The following is a 19,101-nucleotide window of genomic DNA, read 5'->3' on the forward strand; positions in this document are numbered from 1 at the left end:
CTGTGACCGAGGACCTCGTGGTTGCCGCACCACCGGAGCTGGCCCAGACAACGTCGACTGGTCCGCTGCTGCGCCTGGTGCCCTTGGCCATGTCGATCGCCACCTTGATTGCCGTGGCAGCGACCTATGTCTCGGGTGCCCCGAGCGCGCGCAACCCAACGATGTTGATCCTCCCGGCGACGATGTCGCTGTCGCTGATGGTGATGGCGGTCAGCGCACGCGGTCGGCGCCGGGGTGCCGGGCTCGACCAAGACCGGGTGGGATATCTGCAATATCTGAGCGAGCTTCGGCAACGGGTCACCGAAATCGCGGCAGCCCAGCGAATATCGTCGAACCGAACCCATCCCGAACCCGACACCGTGTGGACGTTGATTGGCGGCTCCCGGATGTGGGAGCGCCGGCCCGCCAATGCCGATTTCTGCCGAATCCGCATTGGCCTTGGAACCCAGCCGCTGGCCACTCGCCTGGTGGCCGCGCCGCTGCCACCCCCACACCGATCGGATCCGGTCACCGTCAGCGCGCTGCGCCGCTTCCTCGAGGCCCACGCGCGGGTTACCGATGTCCCGATCGCCATCGCGCTACACGGCGCCGGTGTGGTCACCATCGGCGGCGACCCGGCGCGGGTACGGGCGCTGCTTCGGGCGATGGTGTGCCAAATGGCTGTGTTGCACGGTCCAGATCAGCTGCTGGTCGCCGCGGTGGTCAGCGACCGCAACCGGCCGGGGTGGGAGTGGCTGAAATGGTTGCCGCACAACCAGCATCCGAGTCACCACGACGAGGCGGGGACCGAAAGAATGGTGTACCCCAACATCACGCAAGCCAGCGCCGCCTTCGATGCCGTGGCGCTGCCGGTCATGGTGATCGTCGACACCGACGAACACGGCAAGCAGTTGCCGGCCGGTGTCACCGTCCTCGAGGTGGGGCGCGGACACGATGGCACGCAGGTGGTGGTCAAGCGGGCCGGAGAAGCGACGACGTTGACGCGGCCCGACGAGTTGGATCAGGCCAGCGCATTGGTATGTGCCCGCCTATTGGCGCCGCACCGTTGCGGTGACCGCGCCGGCGGTCACCCCGGCGACTGGGCGAAGATGCTGGGCGTCGGCGAAATCGCCACCTATCACCCGGTAAACCACTGGCACAAGCGGAATCAACGCGAACGGCTTTGCGTGCCGATCGGCGCGACCGCGGACGGATCACCCGTGCTGCTGGACATCAAGGAGCCCGCGGCGCGGGGGATGGGGCCACATGGGCTCTGCATCGGGGCCACCGGATCGGGAAAGTCCGAGCTGTTGCGCACCGTCGCGCTGGGCATGATGGTGCGCAACTCGCCAGAGGTACTGAATCTTCTGCTGATCGACTTCAAGGGCGGCGCTACATTTCTCGACCTGGAAAAGGCGCCGCACGTGGCCGCCGTCATCACCAATCTCGCCGACCAAGCGCCGCTGGTCGCGAGGATGGGGGAGGCGCTGGCCGGCGAGATGAACCGGCGCCAACACCTGTTGCGGACGGCCGGAAATTTCGTCAGCGTCGCGGCCTACGAGGACGCCCGCCGCCGTGGCGCCGGCCTGGCCGCGCTGCCGACGCTTTTCATCATCGTCGACGAGTTCGCCGAACTGCTCAGTCAGCATCCCGATTTCGCCGAGGTCTTCGTCGCCATCGGCCGGCTGGGCCGATCACTGGGCATGCACCTGTTACTGGCCAGCCAGCGGCTCGAGGAGGGGCGATTGCGTGGACTCGAAGCCCACCTGTCCTATCGCGTGTGCCTCAAGACCCTGTCCGCCATCGAGTCACGGACCGCCCTGGGAACGCTGGACGCCTTTGAGCTGCCCAATACCCCCGGCTCGGGCCTGTTGTCTTCTCCCACCGCAGAGCTGACCCGGTTCGAAACGGCGTTTGTATCGGGACCGGTTCCGGCGGGCCCGCCCGATGCCGATTCTGTGGTGCTACCTGCCGCGGTGCGGCCGTTCACCTCCGAAGCCACCGGAGAAGTCAGGACCGGCGGCGCTGACGGCGCGGATACCGCAACCGGGCCAACCGTCCTGCAGACCGTGCTGGACCGGATCGCTGGCCACGGGCCGCGCGCGCATCAGGTCTGGCTGCCACCATTGGACCGGGCGCCCGCGCTGGCGTCGCTGTTGAGCGACGGTGTGGCAGAGCGCGCTGAACTGGCCGTGCCGATCGGGGTGGTGGACCGGCCGTTCGATCAGTCCCGCACACCCCTGACCATCGACCTCACCGCGGCCGCGGGCAATGTCGCGGTCGTGGGCGCGCCGCAGTCGGGAAAGTCCACCACGCTGAGCACGCTGATAACCGCGTTGGCGGCCACCCACGACCCGGACCTGGTGCAGTTCTACTGTCTGGACTTCGGCGGCGGCGCCCTGGCCGCGGTCCGCGACCTGCCCCACGTCGGTGCGGTCGCCGGCCGGGGTGAACCGGACCTGATCCGGGGCATCGTCGCCGAACTCGAGTCTTGCCTGCGGACCCGCGAGTCGCTCTTTGGTGAGCAGGGCATCGACTCGATCGCCGCGTATCGTCGGCTCCGGGCCGATTCAGGCGCCCAGCGGCTCGCCGACCTGTTTGTGGTGATCGATGGTTGGGCCACGCTGTGCCATGAGTTCGAAGAGCTGCAGGAACCGATCACTGCGCTGGCGGGGCAAGGACTTTCCTACGGCCTGCACGTGGTGGTCTCCGCGACGCGCTGGGCTCACCTCAGGGGGTCACTGAAGGATCAGCTGGGCACCCGGATCGAGCTGCGCCTGGGGGATCCCGCTGATTCCGAGGTGGATCGCCGAGGCGCGCGCCAGGTACCCCGGGACCGGCCGGGCCGCGGCCTCTGCGACGACGGGATGCACATGATGATCGCGTTGCCGAATGTCGCCGAAGTCGTTGTGAGTCAACAACATGCCGGTTCGGGGGCGCCTGCGGTCCCGCTGTTGCCGCAGCGGGTTGAGCATCGCGACGTGGTCGAGGCCGCGGGTGCGGCCCTATCCGGCCGGATCCTCCTGGGTCTGCAGCAGCGCCGGCTACAACCGGTCGCGGTCGATTTCGAACACCACGCCCATCTGCTGATACTCGGTGACAATGCGTGCGGAAAATCCAGCGCGTTGCGCACCCTGTGCCGCGAGATCACCCGGACCAAGACCGCTGCGCAGGCACGGCTTTTCCTGGTGGACTTCCGGCGGGAACTGCTCGGTCTCAGCGAGTCCGAGTACCTGGGCGGCCATGCGATAGCTGCGGGGGGATTGGGTGCATTCCTGCCGGGGTTGGTCGAATTGCTGCGGGCCCGGATGCCGGCCCCGGACCTGAGCCAGGCTCGGTTGCGCGACCGGTCGTGGTGGTCTGGGCCGGAGATCTACCTGATGGTCGACGACTACGACCTGGTATGCACATCGGCCGGCAATCCACTGCTGGCGCTGCTCGAATACCTGCCTTACGCAACCGATCTCGGATTGCATCTGATCGTGGCCAGGCGCAGCGGGGGAGCCACACGGGCCCTGTTCGAGCCGCTGCTCGCCGCGCTGCGAGATTTCGGCTGTATGGCGCTGATGATGAGCGGACGTTGCGATGAGGGACCATTGTTCGGCTCCGGTCGGCCGATGCCCTTGCCGCCCGGCCGCGCCGTCCTGGTCACCCGGGCCGGTGACGAGCGGCTGGTCCAAGTGGCCTGGACTGAGCCCGGATGAACGCGCACCGCGCCATGATCGAGGCGGGCCCGCAGGCAATCCGCCGACTGTGTTGTGGCAGCGAGACTGTCGCTGACATCGAGGTGTGCGCGGCCGCGCTGGCTGCCATCGACGACCCGGTGGCGTTGGTGGGTGACCGGCCGGTCCAGGTGTGGTCCCTTTGGTCGACCACCCTGCGTCGCCTGGCCGAAGGCCATCGCGCCGGCATGATCGTTGTGCATCCGTCGTGGTGGTCGGCGGCGCGCGTCGCCGTGGTTACCCGCGCCGCCCGGGCCGCGGGCGACGAAGCCGATGACACAGACGTTGACCGCGCAGCCCAGGTCTGGCTGCGACCGCGGTCCTGGCTGTTGCGGCGGGCCACAGCCCAGGCCACCGTCGTGGTCGAGATCGCCGATCGGTTGGTTGCGGTCGTCGGCGAGCATCGAACCGCGGTGCCGCGTCGCGCCGAGCCCGAACGCACCGCCGAAGAGGTCGCCGCCGCCGTTGACGCCATGACGCAGGGCGTCCGGACAGCGGTGGTCATCGACGCGCCGGGCGCGGTTGCCGGGGCATCCGAGCTTGGGGCATCGATCTGCGCCGCCCTGGTCGGTGGCCACCGCGTCGCGCAGGTCAACGATCCGCGACTGATCGGATTGGCGAGGTCGGCGACCACGGAGCCGGTGTTGGGGTCCGCGGCAGCACCGCCGCACCGGAGCATCACGAGATTGGCGGGCCCGGCGGTGGCCGGCATCGGCGCGACCGTTGTGGCCGTCCTCATGGTGGCGGGTCTTGCCCGGCCGGACCGGCGCGCGGTGCCCGCGGTTGCGGCAACGCCGACGACGGTTTTGGTGGAGGGCCACGTCGCGGTCGCGATTCCCACGGGCTGGCCGACGCAGCGTGTGATTGGGGGACCCGGGTCAGCGCGGGTGCAGATCACCTCGCCGGCAGATCCCGAGGTAGCCCTGCACGTGACCCAATCGCCGGTGCCGGGGGAGACGCTTGCGGGCACCGCGGAGCGGCTGAGACGGGCGATCGACGCCGAACCCGCCGGTGTGTTCGTCGACTTCGATCCCTCCGGTGTCAGCGCCGGCCGGCCTGCGGTGACCTACCGGGAGGTGCGTGCCGGGCACGAGGTGCGATGGTCGGTGGTGCTGGACACGGCGGTACGGATCAGCATTGGATGCCAAAGCCGAACCGGCGCGGCCGAGGCCATTCGCGAGGTGTGCGAACGGGCCGTGCGATCCGCGCACGCGGTCCACTGATCCGGGCACGGTGGGCGGCATCCGGGTGGAACCAAATCGGCCTGCCGCCGGTCTTAAGGGGTATGAGTAGTCCGGCAGGTGCCAATCCGTTCACTACGTCTAATACGTCGAACACGTTGAGTGCCGACTTCGACCTGATGCGCACGGTCGCCGCCACCACCGACGCCCGCAACGAAGAAATCCGGGCGCTGCTGCAGGCGTTCATCGGCCGCATGAACGATGTGCCCGCCTCAGTGTGGGGTGGGGTGGCGGCGGCGCGATTCAAACACGCGATGGATCGATGGGGTGCGGAGTCGACACGGCTTTACCACGCCCTGCACACGATCGCTGAAACCATTCGGCACAACGAGGCCCTGCTGCGTGAGGCCGGCCACAACCACGCACACCACATCGGCGCCGCCGGCGCGGACCTGTGATCGGAGGGATTCGCCGTGGAACCTGTCCTGTCGTACAACTTTGACGCAATCGAGCACACGGTTCGCCAAGAGATTCACATCACTTCGATGCGTTTCAACGCCGCACTCGAGCAGCTGCGGTCACAGATCGCACCGCTGCAGCAGCTGTGGTCCCGAGAGGCGGCGGCCGCGTATCAAACCGAGCAGTTCAAATGGCATCAAGCGGCCGCTGCGCTCAACCAGATCCTGGTCGAGCTGGGTAACGCCGTCCGCGACGGCGCCGACGAGGTCGCCGGCGCCGACCGCCGGGCAGCCGGCGGCTGGGCCCGCTAGCCGCGCCATCTGACCCCGCGGCACCCGACAGACCCTGTGTGGTCCCCACGGAGGAGAGCCGTGGGGACCACACAGTCATTTTGACCTGCGGGGATGCCCGTCGGTAAGCTGCTCGGTTGGCGTGCGGGTACGCCGGGGCCTCGGGTCAATGTCGGTCGCCGAGACAGCCCCTCCGTGAACGCCTGACCGGCACCCGGGTCACACCGGGATCCACCCGAGAGAAGAGAAGGTAAGCGCTGTGCCTACATACGCGCCCAAGGCGGGTGACACCACGAGGTCGTGGTACGTCATCGACGCCACGGACGTGGTGCTTGGCCGCCTTGCCGTCGCAGCAGCCAACCTGCTGCGTGGCAAGCACAAGCCGACGTTCGCGCCCAATGTCGACGGCGGTGACTTCGTCATCGTCATCAATGCCGACAAAGTCGCCATCAGCAACGAGAAGCTGCGTAACAAGATGGCCTACAGGCACTCGGGGTATCCCGGCGGTCTGCGCAAACGTTCGATCGGCGAGCTGATGGAAAAGCACCCCGACCGCGTCGTGGAAAAGGCGATCGTCGGCATGCTGCCCAAGAACAAGCTCAGTCGGCAGATTCAGAGCAAGCTTCGCGTCTATGCCGGTCCGGAGCACCCACACACCGCGCAGCAGCCGGTTCCGTTCGAGATCAAGCAGGTGGCGCAATGACCGAAACCACCCCAGAAGTGGAAGTCGCTGTCGAAGCTGAAGTGACTTACAGCGAATCGTTCGTGTTTGAGCGGCCCATCCAGACCGTCGGGCGTCGCAAGGAAGCCGTGGTGCGGGTGCGCCTGGTGCCCGGAAGCGGCAAGTTCGACCTCAACGGGCGCAGCCTCGAGGACTACTTCCCGAACAAGGTCCACCAGCAGCTCATCAAGGCTCCGCTGGTCACCGTCGACCGGCTGGAGAGCTACGACATCTTTGCGCTGCTGCACGGCGGCGGCCCCTCGGGCCAGGCCGGCGCGCTGCGGCTGGGCATCGCCCGGGCATTGATCGTGGCAAACCCGGAGGACCGGCCCGCCCTGAAGAAGGCTGGCTTCCTCACCCGTGACCCGCGTGCTACCGAGCGGAAGAAGTACGGCCTGAAGAAGGCCCGCAAGGCGCCTCAGTACAGCAAGCGCTGATCAACGATCACTTTCTGGCCGCGACCGTGCAACGTTGTGCGTTGTTTTCGGTGCGCCTTCGGCGTGTCGTCGCGCCAACGCGCACGGTTGCGGGCAGAAAGGTAAGCGCACGTTAGGCGCGAGAACGTCAACTGTGAGAGGTTTGTCCGCATGGGTCGACTATTCGGCACCGACGGAGTGCGCGGGGTCGCGAATCGCGAATTGACCGCCGAGTTGGCCCTGGCTCTTGGCGCCGCTACCGCGCAGCACCTGGCCAGTTCGACCGGACCGGGCAGGCGAGTCGCCGTGGTTGGCCGCGATCCGCGAGCCAGTGGCGAAATGCTCGAGGCCGCCGTCATCGCGGGCTTGACCAGTCAAGGTGTCGACGCCCTGCGCGTCGGGGTGCTTCCCACTCCCGCCGTGGCCTACCTGACCGGTGCCTATGACGCCGATTTCGGGGTGATGATCTCGGCGTCGCACAACCCGATGCCCGACAACGGCATCAAGATCTTCGGTCCGGGCGGACACAAACTCGACGACGCTACCGAGGACCGGATCGAAAGCCTGGTTGCGGCCGGACCCGGGTTGCGACCGGTTGGCTCGGAGATCGGCCGCGTGATCGACGCCGAAGACGCCGCTGACCGCTATCTGCGGCATGTGAGCAAGGCCTGCACCACGCGACTCGATGGGTTGACCGTTGTGGTCGATTGCGCCCACGGCGCCGCCTCGGAAGTGGGGCCGCGCGCCTATCGGGCCGCCGGAGCCCGGGTCATCGAGATCAACGCCGACCCCAACGGGTTGAACATCAACGACGACTGCGGATCGACCCACCTGGAGGCGATTCGCGCGGCGGTGCTTGCCCACGGCGCCGACCTGGGTGTGGCCCACGACGGAGACGCCGACCGCTGCCTGGCCGTCGACGCCAACGGTGACCTCGTTGACGGGGACGCCATCATGGTGGTCCTTGCTTTGGCGATGCAGGAGGCGGGCGAATTGGCCTCCGACACGTTGGTGACCACGGTGATGAGCAACCTCGGTCTGCACCTGGCCATGCGCGAGGCCGGCGTGAACGTGCGCACCACCGGCGTCGGGGACCGCTATGTGCTCGAGGAATTGCGCGCCGGGGACTACAGCCTCGGTGGTGAGCAGTCCGGCCACATCGTGATGCCGGGACTCGGTTCGACCGGCGACGGCATCGTCACCGGATTGCGTTTGATGACGCGCATGGTGGCGACCGGCGCCTCGCTGGCCGCTCTGGCATCGCGGATGCAAACGTTGCCGCAGGTGCTGATCAACGTCCAGGTCACCGACAAGGCGGCCGCGGCCGCGGCACCTTCGGTTCAGGCGGCGGTAGACCGGGCCGAAACCGAGCTGGGTGACACCGGCCGCATCTTGCTTCGGCCCTCTGGAACCGAGCCGCTGATCCGGGTGATGGTCGAGGCGGCCGACGAGGAAGCCGCGCATCGGTTGGCCACCAGCGTCGCCGACGCGGTCAGTGCCGCGGGCTAGCCACCAGGCATCTGAATTTCGTTGCTCGCTGCCGTCACCGCCATCGAGGTGACCAATCCCGGCTCAGCGGGAACCTCGACGCCCCGACCGGCGTCTGACTATCCATGAGACCCGAACTCGCGAGAAACTCACGCATCGATGTTGCGGCGGTGCAGGTGGTGGCCGAGCGACTGTGCGCCGCGGCGGAGCTGATCGATAACGCCATCGCCGACCATTGGGCAAGGCTCACTTTTGATGGGGCCGCGGCAGGCCGGGACTACCCTTCGCACGGTGATGCACTGCGCGCCGGATTGGAGCGCTTGGGTGCGCAGCTATCCCAATGGTCCAGCGCCACAGTCGATATAGCGGTCGCCATGCGCGCCGCCGCGAACCACTACGTTGATGCCGATCGTGGCGCCGCGGCACGGATCGCCTGATCGTGACCGACGGGCTAGCGGTGGCACAGCGCCTCGACGAAGGGCGGCCCGCCGTGGACCACACGCGGCGGTACCTACGCGCCTGCCAACAGCTCGGCTACCAAGATCCCGTTCTGGCCAAGGGCTTTGATCCGATCGGCGACCGCTACGACAGCGAAGACGGCCTCGATCTCTACCTGCTCGACGGTGACTGCGCGCGATTGCGCGCCGCCGGCGCCACGGTCGCTGAGGCGCTTGGGATGCAGCGCGGCCAGGTCGGCGCGCTGGCGATGGCCTGGGCGGGGCCTGGAGCCGACGCCGCGGTCAACTTTCTGCAACGCCATGTTGAGGCGGGGCAGCGCATTGTTGCCGAAGTTCGGGCGGCGGCTTTGGGCTGCGAATCGTTGCGCGAGGACCTGTGGCGTCTGGTCGACATGAAGGTGGAAAGCGTGATCGCCATCGACGACCGCACACTGGCGCGGCGGCCGGCGTGGTTGGCCGCCTGCGCTGAGGTCGGTGCCGGGGCAGCGCCCGGCAGTGCGGCCGCGGAGCTGGTTCGCCATCAGATAAATCCCTATCTGGACAACGATATTCGTGACGACTGGCTGGGCGCGATGCGCGCAGCGACGGCCGGCATCGGCGCGGCCTACACCACGTTGGCCGATCGACTGACCTCGTCGGTGCCGGTGTCTTTCGACCACCCAGACGACCTCGGATCCGGACCCCAATCGCCGCCGGTCCCATCGGCGCTGGCGGCGATCGCACCCGCGGCCGCCACCTCCGCGCCTGCGCCGGATCCGGAACCGGCCTTCGCCGCGTCGCCGGCGGTGCCGGCTGGCATCGCGCCGGCGCCGGGAGCTGGCCTCGAACTACCCACAGATGCCGGCGATTTCGGCGCGCTCGGTGATTTCGGCGGCCCCGGCGGCTTGGGTGCCGCCGGAACCGGCGGGCTCGGTGGGCTCGCGGGGCTTGCCGGGCGCATTGTCGACGCGCTGGCAGAACTACTCGGTACGGCGGCGGTACCGATCGCCGATCCGCTCGGGTCGGTGGACCCGGCGGATGGGGGAGATCGGTCCGGTGCGGACGCGGTCGACGACGTCGGCGATGAGAACCCTAGCGAGCCGCGAAAGCCCGACGCGGCAACCGAAACCGGCGCGAGTGACGAGAAGTCCGATAACGGCGAGGCACCGGAAGCCGCCGACGGTTCACCGCCGGGGGCGCTGGCGGGCGATGGCGCCGAGCGGTCCGCGATGCCGATTGGCGAACAAGCCAGGACGCCGGTGCCCGAGGGGGCCGCCACGCCGGTCGCCCAGCCGCCGCGAGTTCCCGAGGCGCCGCCGCACGGCGGTTCGGCGCCGGCCGGCGAGGCGTCGAGTCCCTGCGAGATAGCCGCAGACGAGCTGCCCAAGGCCGGGCCGTAACAACTCGAGACAGCTCGCAGACCAACTCAGGCGCGACGCAGCCCCAGCAGCTGCTCGACGTGGCGCACGTATTCGCGGCGATCGGTGCTCAACGGGCTCACCAGCATGGTCGTCACACCCGCTTCGGCGAAGGCGGCCAGCCGTTCGGCGACGAACCCGCGTGGGCCGATCAGCGAGATTCCCCGCGCCAGCTCGTCCGGCACCGCGGCTATGGCCTCGTGCTTGCGCCCAGCCAGGTACAGCTCCTGGATTCGGTCTGCGACATCGCCGTACCCGTAACGAGTGGCCAGGTTGTGGTAAAAATTGCGGCCCTTGGCGCCCATGCCGCCCAGGTACAGGGCAAGTTGAGGCTTCACCCGGGCCAGTCGCTGCTCGACGTCGTCCCCGATCGCCAACGAGGCGTGCACCGTGACATCCAACGGGCCCAGCGCGGGATCGCGTTTCGCGGTGCCGGACGCCAGCGCCTCGCTCCAGGCCGACGCGGCCTTCTCCGGATAAAAAAAGACCGGCTGCCAGCCCTCGGCGATCTCGGCGGTCAGCTCGACGTTGCGGGGGCCCAGCGCCGCAATGGATATCGGAATGCGTTCTCGTAGTGGGTGATTGATGAGTTTGAGGGCCTTGCCCAAACCCGTGCCGCGATTAGCGGGCAACGGGATCTGGTAGTGGGCGCCCGCATAACGCAGCGTCTCCCGCCGCCAGACGTGCCGGCAGATTTCCACCACCTCGCGGGTGCGGCCGATGGGCGCATCGAATTCGACGCCGTGGAATCCCTCGATCACCTGCGGTCCGGACGTACCGATTCCGAGATTGAACCGGCCGCCGGACACATGATCGAGGCCCGCAGCCGTCATCGCCAACAGCGAGGGTGTGCGGATATAGATGGGCAGCACCCCGGAGGCCAGCTGAACGCGGGTTGTTTTGGCCGCCAGATAGCCGAGTTGGCTGACGGCGTCGAAGGCATATGCCTCTGCCACCACGGCGACGTCGATTCCGGATTTCTCGAGTTCCACGACGCGGTCGAGGCCCTCATGGAAGCCGTCCGAGTAGTCCAGGGCGATACCGATTCGCATCATGGGCCGCGCTCGTCACTTCAGTAGCGCGACAAGCTTCTCTTCGGGCGTAACCGGCGGGGCGTGCGGATCCACCGGGTCGGTCTTGGGCAGGTGCACGTCCGGATCGGCGAAGTCGCGATAGGTCTTGTCGCCACCGAGGGTGTGCAGCAGGTAGCCGGTCACCAGCGCCCTGACCGAACGCTGGGTTTTGCGGTCGGAGCCGGCCAGCCCCACCACTTTGGTCAATCGCCGACCCTCGATCAGACCGCCCGGATTGGCCTTGCTGACAATGCGCAGCGTGGCGGCGTCCCAGGCGCGCGACAGCTCGAGTGCGTTGGAATTGAGCGTCTTGGGATCCTCGGGTGCGCTCAGGATCAAACCCTTCGCCTTCAGGCCCGCGGCCGGCTGCTGCGCCGGGGGCGCGGTGACGGTCGGGAAGATCGCGACCACCCCGGCGGGCTTGGTCGGCATGCCGGCCGCCGCGAAGACCGCGGCCGAGCCGCCGAAACCGTGGCCCACCAGCCCGAGCTTGGCGGGGTGCACGCTGATATCGCCGGGCCCAAGGCGCACTCCGGCCACGATGTCGAGGGCAACGCCCATGTCAAAGGCCAGGTTGAGCACCGACGGCGCCACGCCGCGTTGCGTGTCGGGCGCCCCGGCGACGATGCCCCAGGACGCCAGGTGCTCGAGCAGCCCCGAATAGCGGGCTACGCCGGTGAGCCAGTTATGCCCGAAGGCGACCGCCGGCAGGTTCATACCGGCTTCAGGGGTGTACACCACCCCGGGCAGTCCGGCAAAGGCCAGGTCACCGCGCAAAACGCGGTGTGGGCCTCGGCGGCTGAGGGCGGCAACGAGGTTGCGGATGCGGGCCACCCGTCGACGTTAGCGGTGGCGCGGGGGATGGGTCCAGTTCGTCCACGTTGTGCCGTCCCAATAGCGCTGTCCGGCCCCATGAGGATCGGGATACCAGCCCGCCGGCATCGATACCGGCGTCGATACCGGCGTCGATGCGGGCCGCGAGGCAGGCATGGGCGCCGCCGGTGCCGGGCCACCCGAATTGACCGCGTTGCGCAGCTGGCGCATCGCGTTGGCATTGGAAATCAAGGCGATCCAGTTGAACAGCAGCAGCGACAGCAGGCTCCACCAACCGGCGAGCAGGTTGTAGGTCTGGGCCGAACGGTAGGCCGCCTCACACTCCGGCAGCGTCCCGTAGACCGAATAACTGCGCTGCTGCCAGAAGATCAGGGCGCCGGTGTGCTTGATCAGCTTGAGGTAGTACCGATCCGCCTGGACAGGGGGTTGGTAAGGGTGGGACAAATCGGGCCTTTCGCGCCGTAGGGCCATTTCGACCATACCGCCGGATTGATCCGGGGCTCGCGAGCTGCCCCCGGTCAGTCGCTGGTCAGCTAGCGGTCAGCGTTATGCGGACGTCCGGATGGGGGTGGCTGCACTACCCTGGTCTGCTATGTGCGGAATTGTCGGCTACGTAGGCCAGCGTCCTGCCTGCGAAGTCGTCCTGGATGCGCTGCGCCGGATGGAGTACCGAGGCTACGACTCCTCGGGGATCGCATTGGTCGACGGCAGCGGCAAGCTCACCGTGCGTCGCCGCGCCGGCCGGCTCGCCAATCTCGAGACGGCGGTGGCCGAAATGCCGGCGGAGTCGCTGACCGGTACCACCGGCCTGGGGCATACCCGGTGGGCCACCCACGGGCGCCCCACCGACCGTAATGCCCACCCCCATCGTGATGCCGCCGGAAAAATCGCGGTCGTCCACAACGGCATCATCGAGAACTTCGCCGTCCTGCGCCAGGAGCTGGAATCCGCCGGCGTGGAGTTCGCCAGCGACACCGACACCGAAGTTGCGGTGCACCTGGTCGCGCAGGCGTTTCACTACGGCGAGACGGCCGGCGACTTCCCGGCCTCGGTGTTGTCGGTGCTGCGGCGGCTGGAGGGCCACTTCACCTTGGTTTTCGCCAACGCCGATGACCCCGGCACCATCGTGGCGGCCCGCCGCTCCACACCACTGGTGCTCGGCATCGGTGACGGCGAGATGTTCGTCGGCTCCGACGTCGCCGCGTTCATCACGCACACTCGGCACGCCGTTGAGCTGGGACAGGACCAGGCGGTGGTGATCACCGCCGATGGCTACCGGATCAGCGACTTCGATGGCAACGACGACCTGCTTGCCGGTACCGACTACCGGGAGTTTCACATCGATTGGGACCTCGCGGCCGCCGAAAAGGGCGGCTACGAGTACTTCATGCTCAAAGAGATCGCCGAGCAGCCGACCGCGGTCGCCGAGACTCTGCTCGGCCACTTCGTGGGCAACCGCATCGTCCTCGACGAACAGCGGCTATCGGACCAGGAGCTGCGGGAGATCGACAAGGTCTTCGTGGTCGCCTGCGGCACCGCCTATCACTCGGGTCTACTCGCCAAGTACGCGATCGAGCATTGGACCCGCCTACCTGTCGAGGTGGAGCTCGCCAGCGAGTTCCGCTACCGAGACCCGGTGTTGGACCGCAGCACCCTGGTGGTGGCCATCTCGCAGTCCGGTGAAACCGCGGACACCCTCGAGGCCGTCCGCCACGCCAAGGAGCAGAAGGCCAAGGTGTTGGCGATCTGCAACACCAACGGTTCGCAGATCCCGCGCGAATGCGACGCGGTGCTCTACACCCGCGCCGGCCCGGAGATCGGGGTGGCCTCCACCAAGACCTTCCTGGCCCAGGTGACCGCTAACTATCTGCTGGGCTTGGCGCTGGCCCAGGCGCGCGGCACCAAATATCCCGACGAGGTCGAGCGGGAGTACCGCGAGCTGGAAGCGATGCCCGATCTGGTGGCCCGGGTCATTTCGGCGATCAAGCCGGTGGCCGACCTGGCTTACCGGTTCGCGCAGTCCTCGACCGTGTTGTTCCTGGGGCGCCACGTCGGCTACCCGGTGGCCCTGGAGGGCGCGCTCAAGCTCAAAGAACTGGCGTACATGCACGCCGAGGGCTTCGCCGCCGGTGAGCTCAAGCATGGTCCGATCGCGCTGGTCGAAGACGAGCTGCCGGTCATCGTCATCATGCCCTCGCCCAAAGGCTCGGCCACACTGCACGCCAAGTTGTTGTCGAACATTCGTGAGATCCAGACCCGCGGCGCGGTCACCATCGTGATCGCCGAAGAGGGCGACGACACCGTGCGTCCTTTCGCTGATCACCTGATCGAGATTCCGGCGGTGTCGACCCTGTTGCAGCCGCTGTTGTCGACGATCCCACTGCAGGTGTTCGCCGCGGCCGTCGCACAGGCACGCGGGTACGACGTCGACAAGCCGCGAAATCTAGCCAAGTCGGTCACGGTCGAATAGTCCGGAGCAGGCAATGAGGGGGACCCTTGTCGGCGGTTGAGCGCGGTAGGTCAGGACCTGGCCGATGAAGCTGGGATTTGTCGGGCTGGTGCTTTTCGTCGTGGCCTATGTCGGCTCGACACTGCTTTACGGCAACGCCGGCAAGGGGCCGCACGACCTGACCCAAGGCCGTCCGACCGCCGATGGGACCACGGTCACCATCAGCCTGGAAGAGGTTCAGTCGAGCAACACCGTGCTGTCGGCCAATCTCGCCGTCACGCCGGGGCCGGGGCTGCTGGATCCGCGAACCGAGGGTCTGTCCGACGACCTCAGCGTCGTGGTCACCTCCTCGGTGACGCCGACCAAGCGCACCTGGTCCAAGGGCATGCTGCCCGGTGTCTTCCCCGTTCCGCTGGCCATCACCGGCAACGTGGCGGACTGGCCCTTCGATCACTACCGTTCCGGGCCGATCACGGTCGAGCTGTTCAGCGGTGCGGCGAAGGTGCCCCAGCGGGCGAAGGTGAGATTCGTCGATAGCCTCGCCGGCTGGCAGATCGACATTCCGACCGCAGGAGACGGCACCGGGGTTACGCCCTACCGGTTGACGTTGCAGCGATCACCGAGCACCGCCGCGTTTGCCCTGCTCATCATCGGTGTCCTGGTCACGATCGCCGGGCTGGCTCTCTTTGTTGCGGTGCAGACCGCACGTGATCGACGACCATTCCAGCCGCCCATGACCACGTGGTACGCGGCGATGCTGTTTGCGGTGGTGCCGCTGCGCAATGCGCTGCCCAACGCGCCTCCCTTCGGGGCCTGGATCGATGTCCGGGTCGTGGTCTGGGTGATAGTCGTGTTGGTCATTTCGATGGCGATCTACATTTCCTGCTGGTGGCGGCACTTGAAACCCGCCTCCGACAAGCCGGCCTGAGACCACTGCCGATGTCGCATGGGCAACGGCGGGCGTGTAAGAGTTGACGCCGTGGCGAGCGCATCGGTATCCGCACGAGTGCGAAGCATGGCGCTCGCGGTGTGGCATTTCGTCAGCAGCGCGCCCCTGACCTATACCTGGCTGGTCGTCTTGGCGATCACCACGATCATTCAAAACAGCCTGGCCGGACGCCAGCTGCACTCGGTGATCCTGCATCGGTCCACCAACATCAGCCACCTGGGGCGCGATCCGCTGGAAGTCCTGTTCTCCAGTCTGCTGTGGATCGACGGCCGGAATCTGGAACCGTATCTGGTGCTGTTCACGCTGTTCCTGGCGCCGGCCGAGCATTGGCTTGGCCACTTGCGCTGGCTGACGGTGGGATTGACTTCCCACATCGGCGCCACCTATATCAGCGAAGGCCTGCTCTACTACGCGATCCAGACGCGTGAGGCCGCCGAACGGCTGGTGTATTCGCGTGACATCGGGGTCAGCTACTTCTTGGTCGGGGTGATGGCGGTGCTCACCTATCACATCGTCAAACCGTGGCGATGGGGATACCTGGCGGTGTTGCTCGTCATCTTCGGCTTTCCGCTGCTCACCATGGACAAGACCGAACTCGACTTCACCGCCATCGGCCATTTCACCGCGATACTGATCGGTTTGGCCTTCTATCCGATGGCCCGCGAACGCGGGAGCCCGACGTGGGGTCCCGCGAAAATCAGAGAAGTTCTGCGAAAACTCCGTTCCCGTGAGGCACCGGCCTGAGCCCGTCCCAAACATGCAATGCTGGCAGTGATGCGGCATTACTACTCTGTAGACGCGATCCGCGACGCCGAAGCGCCGCTGTTGGCCAGCTTGCCCGACGGGGTGCTGATGAGCCGGGCGGCCTTTGGCCTGGCCACCGAAATCGGGCGTGAACTGACCCGCCGTAGCGGCGGAATTTTCGGTCGCCGGGTGTGCGCGGTGGTCGGATCGGGCGACAACGGTGGTGACGCGCTATGGGCGGCGACCTTCCTGCGCCGCCGCGGCGCCGCGGCGGACGCGGTACTGCTCAATCCGCAACACACCCATCCCAAGGCGCTGGCGGCATTCACCAAGGCTGGTGGCCGCGTTGTACAAAACGTCTCGGCGGCAACCGATCTCGTTATCGATGGGGTGGTGGGCATCTCCGGCTCCGGGCCGCTGCGGCCCGCGGCGGCCGAGGTGTTCGCCGCGGTGGACGCCGCCGGCCTCCCGGTGGTGGCCGTGGACATCCCCAGCGGCATCGACGTGGCGACCGGGGCGATCACCGGCCCCGCGGTGCGCGCCGCGCTGACGGTTACCTTCGGCGGACTCAAACCCGTCCACGCGCTGGCCGATTGCGGTCGTGTCGTGCTGATCGACATCGGACTGGACCTGTCCGACACCGAGGTGCTGGGGTTGCAGGCCGCCGACGTGGCCGCGCACTGGCCGGTGCCCGGCCCTCGCGATGACAAGTACACCCAGGGCGTGACCGGTGTGCTGGCGGGTTCTTCGACGTATCCGGGTGCGGCGGTGTTGTGTAGTGGCGCCGCGGTGGCAGCCACCTCGGGCATGGTCCGCTACGCCGGCAGCGCGGCGGGCGAGGTGCTCGCGCGCTGGCCGGAGGTCATCGCCTCGCCCACCCCCTCCACGACCGGACGGGTACAGGCCTGGGTGGTAGGGCCGGGCCTGGGCACCGATGAACCCGGGGCGGCCGCACTATGGTTCGCGCTGGAAACCAATCTCCCGGTGATCGTGGATGCCGATGGGCTGACGATGCTGGCGGCGCATCCCGAATTGGTGGTCAATCGCAGCGCCCCGACGGTGCTGACGCCGCACGCCGGTGAATTCGCTCGGTTGGCGGGCTCGGGGCCGGGGGAGGACCGGGTCGGCGCAACCCGAAAGCTGGCCGATGCGTTCGGCGCCACCGTGCTGCTCAAGGGCAATGTCACCGTCATCGCCGATCCCGGCGGCCGGGTGTACCTGAGTCCGGCCGGGCAGTCCTGGGCGGCCACCGCCGGATCGGGTGATGTGCTGTCCGGAATGATCGGGGCCCTGCTGGCGGCGGGGCTGGCACCGGCCGAGGCCGCCGCGGCCGCGGCGTTCGTCCACGCCCGTGCCGCCGAGCTATCGGCCCTCGATCCGGGGCCCGATGGCGCACCGACGTCCGCGTCGCGAATTCTCCACCACATCCGGGCCGCCCTGGCGGCTCTGTGAAGTCAGTAGCTCGACTCGGCAATGAAAGGATCCACCGTGTCCCGTAGCCACCCGTCGGTACCCGCACATTCGATCGCTCCGGCCTACACCGGCCGGCTGTTCACCGCTCCGGTACCGGCGTTGCGGCTGCCCGAGGAGTCGATGGATCCCGAAGCCGCCTACCGGTTCATCCACGACGAGCTGATGCTCGACGGTAGCTCGCGGCTGAACCTGGCCACCTTCGTCACCACCTGGATGGATCCCGAGGCCGGCAAGCTGATGGCCGAGACGTTCGACAAGAACATGATCGACAAAGACGAATACCCGGCGACCGCGGCGATCGAGACCCGCTGCGTGTCGATGGTCGCCGACCTCTTTCACGCCGAGGGACTGCGCGACGACGACCCGTCCAGCGCCACCGGGGTGTCCACCATCGGCTCCAGCGAGGCGGTGATGCTCGGCGGCCTGGCCATGAAGTGGCGGTGGCGGCAGAAGATCGGCAAGGACTGGAAAGGCCGCACACCGAATCTGGTGATGGGCTCCAACGTCCAGGTGGTGTGGGAGAAGTTCTGTCGCTACTTCGACGTCGAGCCGCGCTACCTGCCGATGGAGAAGGGGCGCTACGTCATCACCCCCGAACAGGTCGTCGACGCCGTCGACGAGGACACCATCGGTGTGGTCGCGATCCTGGGCACCACCTACACCGGCGAGCTGGAACCGGTTGACGAGATCTGCGCGGCGCTGGACAGATTGGCGGCCGGCGGCGGCGTTGATGTGCCCGTGCACGTGGACGCCGCCAGCGGGGGCTTCGTGGTGCCGTTCCTGCATCCAGACCTCAAGTGGGACTTCCGGCTGCCGCGGGTGGTCTCGATCAATGTCAGCGGTCACAAATACGGGCTGACCTATCCCGGCGTCGGATTCGTCGTGTGGCGCAGCCCCGAACACCTGCCGGAGGATCTGGTTTTCCGGGTCAACTACCTGGGCGGGGATATGCCCACATTCACACTCAACTTCTCCCGGCCCGGCAACCAAGTCGTCGGCCAGTACTACAACTTCCTGCGGCTGGGCCGGGAGGGCTACATCAAGGTCATGCAGGCCCTGTCGGAGACCGCGCGCTGGCTCTCCGCGCAGCTGCGTGAGGTAGATCACTGCGAGCTGATAGCGGACGGTTCGGCGATCCCGGTGGTCGCCTTCCGGCTGGCCGGCGACCGCGGCTACACCGAGTTCGACCTCTCCCACGAGCTGCGAACCTTCGGGTGGCAGGTGCCCGCCTACACCATGCCGGACAACGCCACCGACGTATCGGTGCTGCGCATCGTGGTGCGCGAAGGTCTGTCCGCCGACATGGCGCGCGCCCTGCACGATGATGCCGTCACCTCACTGCGCACGCTGGACAAGGTCAAGCCGGGCGGCAACTACGACGGACAGCACTTCGCGCACTAAGCGCGGAGGTCGGTCGCCGGCCCAGCCGCCGGGGTGAACGCGGACTGGGCGAGCACCTTCACGCGGC

Annotated in this window: 17 protein-coding genes; 14 read left to right on the forward strand and 3 right to left on the reverse strand. The window is 67.6% G+C overall.

What is annotated here, in order from left to right:
• The first annotated feature begins 2 nt into the window (after positions 1-2).
• The 9 genes from CCUG20998_RS05295 to CCUG20998_RS05335 all read left to right on the forward strand — a co-directional run bounded on the left by CCUG20998_RS05295 (position 3) and on the right by CCUG20998_RS05335 (position 10,093).
• Positions 3-3,683, forward strand: a complete 3,681-nt coding sequence (locus CCUG20998_RS05295; RefSeq protein WP_038578926.1) for a type VII secretion protein EccC — start codon at positions 3-5, stop codon at positions 3,681-3,683.
• Positions 3,680-4,924: a type VII secretion-associated protein gene (locus tag CCUG20998_RS05300; protein ID WP_020731987.1), complete on the forward strand. Its 1,245-nt coding sequence runs from the start codon at positions 3,680-3,682 to the stop codon at positions 4,922-4,924. Before CCUG20998_RS05295 ends, CCUG20998_RS05300 begins: the two co-directional genes overlap by 4 nt.
• Positions 4,925-4,986: 62 nt before the next feature.
• Positions 4,987-5,340, forward strand: a complete 354-nt coding sequence (locus CCUG20998_RS05305) for a WXG100 family type VII secretion target (protein WP_050674485.1) — start codon at positions 4,987-4,989, stop codon at positions 5,338-5,340.
• Between the two features lie 15 nt (positions 5,341-5,355).
• Complete coding sequence (locus tag CCUG20998_RS05310) at positions 5,356-5,652, forward strand: WXG100 family type VII secretion target (RefSeq protein WP_020731989.1); 297 nt, start codon at positions 5,356-5,358, stop codon at positions 5,650-5,652.
• A 238-nt stretch (positions 5,653-5,890) separates the two neighbouring features.
• A complete protein-coding gene (rplM, locus tag CCUG20998_RS05315; RefSeq protein ID WP_020731990.1) occupies positions 5,891-6,334 on the forward strand; it encodes a 50S ribosomal protein L13 in 444 nt (147 codons plus the stop codon).
• Entirely contained in the window at positions 6,331-6,789 is a 459-nt protein-coding gene (gene rpsI / locus CCUG20998_RS05320; protein ID WP_020731991.1) for a 30S ribosomal protein S9, read from the forward strand. The genes rplM and rpsI overlap by 4 nt, the downstream gene beginning before the upstream one ends.
• Before the next feature lie 150 nt (positions 6,790-6,939).
• Complete coding sequence (gene glmM, locus CCUG20998_RS05325; RefSeq protein ID WP_012392995.1) at positions 6,940-8,277, forward strand: phosphoglucosamine mutase; 1,338 nt, start codon at positions 6,940-6,942, stop codon at positions 8,275-8,277.
• Positions 8,278-8,381: 104 nt separating this feature from the next.
• Positions 8,382-8,693, forward strand: a complete 312-nt coding sequence (locus tag CCUG20998_RS05330; RefSeq protein WP_011739126.1) for a type VII secretion target — start codon at positions 8,382-8,384, stop codon at positions 8,691-8,693.
• 2 nt (positions 8,694-8,695) lie between these two features.
• Entirely contained in the window at positions 8,696-10,093 is a 1,398-nt protein-coding gene (locus CCUG20998_RS05335) for a hypothetical protein (RefSeq protein WP_020731992.1), read from the forward strand.
• A 26-nt stretch (positions 10,094-10,119) separates the two neighbouring features.
• Here the strand turns inward: CCUG20998_RS05335 and CCUG20998_RS05340 are convergent, their stop codons facing one another.
• Genes CCUG20998_RS05340 through CCUG20998_RS05350 form a run of 3 tightly spaced genes read right to left on the reverse strand, consistent with a single transcriptional unit; the run spans position 10,120 to position 12,498 of the window.
• Entirely contained in the window at positions 10,120-11,163 is a 1,044-nt protein-coding gene (locus tag CCUG20998_RS05340; protein ID WP_036457468.1) for an LLM class F420-dependent oxidoreductase, read from the reverse strand.
• Between the two features lie 15 nt (positions 11,164-11,178).
• Positions 11,179-12,018: a dienelactone hydrolase family protein gene (locus CCUG20998_RS05345; protein ID WP_020731994.1), complete on the reverse strand. Its 840-nt coding sequence runs from the start codon at positions 12,016-12,018 to the stop codon at positions 11,179-11,181.
• A gap of 9 nt (positions 12,019-12,027) precedes the next feature.
• On the reverse strand, positions 12,028-12,498 hold the full coding sequence (locus tag CCUG20998_RS05350) for a DUF2510 domain-containing protein (RefSeq protein WP_038578929.1): 471 nt from the start codon (positions 12,496-12,498) through the stop codon (positions 12,028-12,030).
• Positions 12,499-12,610: 112 nt separating this feature from the next.
• Here CCUG20998_RS05350 and glmS point away from each other — a divergent pair, with 112 nt between their 5' ends.
• The 5 genes from glmS to gad all read left to right on the forward strand — a co-directional run bounded on the left by glmS (position 12,611) and on the right by gad (position 19,034).
• The gene (glmS, locus tag CCUG20998_RS05355) at positions 12,611-14,488 is read left to right on the forward strand and encodes a glutamine--fructose-6-phosphate transaminase (isomerizing) (protein WP_103653746.1); all 1,878 of its coding nucleotides are present in this window, start codon (positions 12,611-12,613) and stop codon (positions 14,486-14,488) included.
• A gap of 64 nt (positions 14,489-14,552) precedes the next feature.
• Entirely contained in the window at positions 14,553-15,395 is an 843-nt protein-coding gene (locus tag CCUG20998_RS05360; RefSeq protein WP_020731997.1) for a DUF4436 domain-containing protein, read from the forward strand.
• 51 nt (positions 15,396-15,446) lie between these two features.
• On the forward strand, positions 15,447-16,160 hold the full coding sequence (locus tag CCUG20998_RS05365; RefSeq protein WP_012393003.1) for a rhomboid-like protein: 714 nt from the start codon (positions 15,447-15,449) through the stop codon (positions 16,158-16,160).
• 30 nt (positions 16,161-16,190) lie between these two features.
• On the forward strand, positions 16,191-17,612 hold the full coding sequence (locus CCUG20998_RS05370; RefSeq protein ID WP_036457469.1) for a bifunctional ADP-dependent NAD(P)H-hydrate dehydratase/NAD(P)H-hydrate epimerase: 1,422 nt from the start codon (positions 16,191-16,193) through the stop codon (positions 17,610-17,612).
• A 36-nt stretch (positions 17,613-17,648) separates the two neighbouring features.
• Entirely contained in the window at positions 17,649-19,034 is a 1,386-nt protein-coding gene (gad, locus tag CCUG20998_RS05375; RefSeq protein WP_020732000.1) for a glutamate decarboxylase, read from the forward strand.
• Positions 19,035-19,101 lie beyond the last annotated feature (67 nt).

Source organism: Mycobacterium marinum (genome assembly GCF_003391395.1).
GTDB classification, from domain to species: Bacteria; Actinomycetota; Actinomycetes; order Mycobacteriales; family Mycobacteriaceae; genus Mycobacterium; species Mycobacterium marinum.